At 63.2% G+C, this 4,753-nt stretch carries 4 protein-coding genes; 1 reads left to right on the top strand and 3 read right to left on the bottom strand.

Translation table 11 applies throughout. The features are described 5' to 3' along the window. Positions 1-149: 149 nt before the first annotated feature. Complete coding sequence (locus AAG799_RS22360; RefSeq protein ID WP_341899290.1) at positions 150-695, bottom strand: tetratricopeptide repeat protein; 546 nt, start codon at positions 693-695, stop codon at positions 150-152. A 103-nt stretch (positions 696-798) separates the two neighbouring features. Then, on the bottom strand, positions 799-1,518 hold the full coding sequence (locus tag AAG799_RS22355; protein WP_341899289.1) for a DNA-3-methyladenine glycosylase I: 720 nt from the start codon (positions 1,516-1,518) through the stop codon (positions 799-801). A 198-nt stretch (positions 1,519-1,716) separates the two neighbouring features. Between AAG799_RS22355 and AAG799_RS22350 the strand changes: the two genes are divergently transcribed. Then, entirely contained in the window at positions 1,717-3,357 is a 1,641-nt protein-coding gene (locus AAG799_RS22350) for an ATP-binding protein (RefSeq protein ID WP_341899287.1), read from the top strand. 1 nt (position 3,358) lies between these two features. Here the strand turns inward: AAG799_RS22350 and trpE are convergent. Then, on the bottom strand, positions 3,359-4,753 hold a 1,395-nt coding region (gene trpE / locus AAG799_RS22345), incomplete at its 5' end, for an anthranilate synthase component I (RefSeq protein WP_341899286.1).

Genomic DNA, 4,753 nt, shown 5'->3' with positions numbered 1-4,753 from the left:
CCGCCGGATTTCAGCCGTTCAGCGACCAGCTGGAAAATCTGTGCCAGGTCGCCGATATAGATCAGCGTGTCGGCGGCCACCACCGTGTCGTAGAGTGCGGCCGGCATGGCGGCCAGAATGCCGTGTGCCTCGCCGTGATGCAGATCGGTCTAGATGCCGCGTCGGCGCGCCTGGTTCAGCATACCCACCGACAGGTCGATGCCATCGAGGCGGGATGCGAAAGCGGTGAAAGGCTCGCCGCTCAGCCCGGTGCCGCAGCCGATATCAAGCACGGCGCGGCTGCTATCGGCCTGCCAGCCGGCCTGCTGGATCAGCTGCCGCAGCATTTCCGGGCCCCGATAGCCGAGGCGGGCCAGGTGATTGTCGAAACCGGCGGCATAGGTGTTGAACAGCCAGTTCACATAGGATTCCGGCGCGCGGGCCGGGTTATGGCCCTTCAGCGAGTCGAGCAGGTGGCCGATCACGCCTGATTTTGGCGACAGGTCGCGGGCGCGATACAGGCTGGCGATGGCTTCGGAGATGCGCTCCTGGTCGATCTGGCTCAGGGCCAGACCCAGCCAGGAAATCGCCCGGTCTGGCGCCTCGGCCACCGAGCGGGCGAAATGTGCCTCGGCCTCGACATGCTTGCCGGCATCCCGGGCAGAAATGCCGCGCTGTTCCCAGTTTGCAGCTTCAAGGGTAAGGGTGTGTTGCATCGGTTCAAGCTAGGCTTGTGTCCGCATACAAACCACGTATTTAATCGGATTTATTTTCCATCCGTTTACCCTGTGGTAACGCCGTGCGGCCGGAAAGGGACGCTCAGTCCTCGTCGCCCAGAGCGCGTTTGAGGCGATCGGCGTCATAATTCTCGCCGATCGACATGGCGCAAATCCGCGAGATATGCATCAGCGGCAGGCCGCTTTCCGTCTGCCAGGCCGTGAATTGCGCCTGGATTTTCTTCCAGTCGCCCTTGGAACTGCCCTTGTCGGTCAGCTCCAGTCCGGCATCGCGCAGGCAGAGCAGCACATCGCGCGACACGATGAAGCTGTCCTTGCCGAGGAAGCGGATCAGGTATTGCCCGGTATTGCCGCCGAGCCGCGAGCCGCGCTTGGCCAGCAGCTCCAGCAGGCCGATCTGGTCGGTGGCCGGCCAGGCCGCCAGGAACTTGCCGAAGCTGCCATGCTCCTTGGCGATATCCATGACGAATTGCGCATTGTCGCGCACGCTGCGGATTTTCTGCGGATTGCGCACGATTCTTTTATCAGAGGCCAGCTTCTCCCAGAATTCATCCGGCTTGTGCACCAGCTTGCGCGGGTCGAAGCCCTGGAAGGCGGTCTCGAAACCGTCCCATTTGTTCTCGATCACGCTCCACACGAACCCGGCGGAGAAGACTCGCTTGGCCATCTCGGCCAGCACGCGATCGTCCTTCAGTTTCGTCAACGCTTTCTGATCGGGAATTTTCGGCAGCAGCTTCTTCAGCGCGGCGGCGCCTTTGCGTTTCTCGGCGCGGGCACGGATGGTTTTGAAAGCGGTTGGCATGGTTGCAGTCTGTGGCTTCAGGTTGCGATGCAGGCGGATGAAATATTTGGTTGCCGGAGATTATCGTTGTTGACCATACTTTCCACCTGACGGCGTGTCAGCAGGTATCGGGCCAAGACCTTGGACTCCAAAGCCATAACGAGTGCCGGCCGAATGGGGAGCGTCTTCCGATCCCCGCGCAGGCTTCTCCTTATCCTCATGGCGCTGGTGCTGATTGCCGCCTGGGGCGTTACGGGTGCCGTGGTGATGGGCGACCGGACACGAATCTACCAGTCCGCCGCGGCCGAGCTGACCGGTGCCATTCCGGTTCTGAGGATGCATGCCCGTCGCAGCCTGGATGCGGCCCATGCGATCCTGGTGGCGATCGATGAAGCCCTGCAGGTGGGCGGGCAGGATTTCGATCTCCACCGTCTCAGCGACCTGGCGATCCGGATGCAGAGCAGCGACGATGATCCGATCGGCATCGCCATCATCGACAGCAGCGAACGATTGATCCGCATTGAAGGCGCCGGCGGCAATGTCTTTGTTGGCGACCGCGAATATATGACGGGCATTCGCAATGCGCCCCCCGGCACTCTGTATATGGGAGAGCCCCTGTCGAGCCGCACCAGCGGCCGTAACGTTATTCCGATGGTGATGAAAGCGCGCAAGAACGCGTCCGGTGTTGAAGTCGTCCTGGCTGCGATCCCGGTGGCCAGCTTCGAGGAAGCGTATCGCGACCTGCTGATTTCGGCGCCCTCGGCCATCGGTTTGTTGCGCAACGATGGTCTGGTGCTGCACCTCACCCCCGATCCGAAGGAGCGGGTGGGAAAGGTGCTGCCGGGTTTCGATCTCGACACGCTGAGACGGCAGTATCAGCCGGTGACGGTGTTCGACCAGGATCGGATCGCGGATTTGGGCCTGCGCATCAAGGCCAGCTACGCACCGGTCGATCCATATCCGGTTGTGGTGGCTGCAGCCTTGCGTGCGGGCGCGCTCGAGACAGTCTGGCACGACCAGGCCATGCCCAAGCTGGCTGGAATGTCGATTGCCACGCTTCTTATCGTGCTGCTGACGGCCTGGCTGTTTGTTCTGATGGCGCGTCGCGATGCGGCGCTGAAGCGGGTGACGGAAGCGTTGATTGAAGTCGATGCGGCGAACCGCGCCAAGCGGGATTTCATGGCGCGCATGAGCCATGAACTGCGCACGCCGCTGAACGCCATCCTCGGATTTTCGGAATTGATCTCCGGCGCCGTGGTCGGCCCGATCTCGAAGACCTACCAGGATTACGGCCGCGACATCAATCGCAGCGGCGCCCATCTGCTCGACATGATCAACCAGGTGCTGGACATCACGCGGATCGAAGCCGGCAATCTCAACCCAAAACCTGAAGCGGTGGATATCGACGCGATTTCAGCCGAGGTGGCAGCAATCCTGCGCCCGTTGGCAGAGGACCGCCGCGTCACCCTGCGGTTCGAGTTGGGGGGCGATGCCAAAAAGCTGAAGGTCGATCCGATGATGTTGCGGCAGATGCTGCTGAACCTGCTGTCCAATGCCGTCAAGTTCAGTCCGGCGGGTGAGGCGGTCACGGTTCAGTCGATGGCGGAGCAGGATGCGATCCTGCTGCGGGTTTCGGATCATGGCCCCGGCATCGCACAGGACAAACTGCAGCATCTGTTCGAGCCGTTCGGCAGCGGCCAGTCGATGCTGGCGCAACAGGCGGCGGGCATCGGGCTGGGCCTGCCGATTGCCAAGAAGCTGGTCGAGATGCATGGCGGTCGGCTGACCATCGCCACCAGCCGGCAAAGCGGCACCGTGGTGACGCTGGTATTCCCGCCGGAATGTCGGATCGCCGCCTGATCTACTGCCCGCGGCCGGTGCGGCTGGCGTAGCGCTCGGCCTCTTCGGCGGCGCGGATCAGCGCCTTGGCCTTGTTGACGCATTCGACATGTTCCGACATCGGATCGCTGTCGGCGACGATGCCGGCGCCGGCCTGCACATACATGGTGCCATCTTTCACCAGCGCGGTGCGCAGCGTGATGCAGGTGTCCATGGTGCCATTGGCGGAGAAATAGCCGACGCCACCGGCATAGAAGCTGCGGCGCACCGGTTCCAGCTCGTCGATGATCTCCATGGCGCGCACCTTCGGCGCACCAGAGACCGTGCCGGCCGGGAAGCCGGCGAACAGCGCATCCAGCGCGTCGAATTCGGGGCGGATCTTGCCCTCGACATTCGACACGATATGCATGACATGGCTGTAGCGTTCGATCTGGTTGCGCTCGGTCACTTTCACGGTACCGATCTGCGCCACGCGGCCCACATCGTTGCGGCCGAGATCCAGCAGCATCAGATGTTCGGCGCATTCCTTCGGATCGCTCAGCAGGTCGTCGGCCAGCGCCTGGTCTTCGGCAGGCGTCGCGCCGCGCTTGCGCGTGCCGGCAATCGGCCGCACCGTCACGGTCTCGTCGCGCAGGCGCACCAGAATCTCCGGGCTTGAGCCGACCAGGCAGGGACCGCCGAGATTGAGGTAGAACATGAAAGGCGAGGGATTGGTGCGGCGCAGGGCGCGATAGAGCGCGAAGGGCGGCAGCCGGAACGGCAGGCTGAACCGCTGGCCGACCACGACCTGGAAGGCATCGCCGGCGGCAATGTATTCCTTCGCCTTGCGCACCATCGTCATGTAGTCGTCGGGCGACATGTTCGACTGCGGCTCGGGCAGTGCATCCAGATCGGCGATCTGGTCGCGCACTGCGCCGAGCGGGCGGTCGAGATCGGACACGATGTCAGACAGCCGCTCGCTGGCCAGCGCATAAGCGGCGCGGGCATCCATGCCGTTCTGCGGCCGCACCGGCGTCACCACCGTGATCATGTCGAGCACGGAATCGAAAATCGCCATCACGGTCGGACGCATCAGGATGCCGTCGGGCAGTCCGAGCGTATCCGGGTTGTTATCAGGTACCTTCGGCTCGATCAGCCGCACCATGTCGTAGCCCATGAAGCCGACGATGCCGGCCGCCATCGGCGGCAGATTCACCGGCAGGTCGATATGACTTTCGGCCAGCAGCTTGCGCAGCGACTCAACGGTCGGCTCGGCGCAGGGTTCGAAAGCGCTCTGGTCGAAGCGGGCCTTGCGGTTGATCTCGGCCTTCTGGCCCTGGCAGCGCCACAGCAGGTCAGGCTTCAGGCCGATGATCGAATAGCGGCCGCGCACGGCGCCGCCCTCGATCGATTCCAGCAGGCAGGACCACGGCCGCGT

The organism is Ferrovibrio terrae, assembly GCF_943371255.1.
GTDB lineage: Bacteria > Pseudomonadota > Alphaproteobacteria > Ferrovibrionales > Ferrovibrionaceae > Ferrovibrio > Ferrovibrio terrae_B.
Note: the sequence above shows the minus strand (reverse complement) of the source record. Positions and strands in the feature narration are given on the sequence as shown.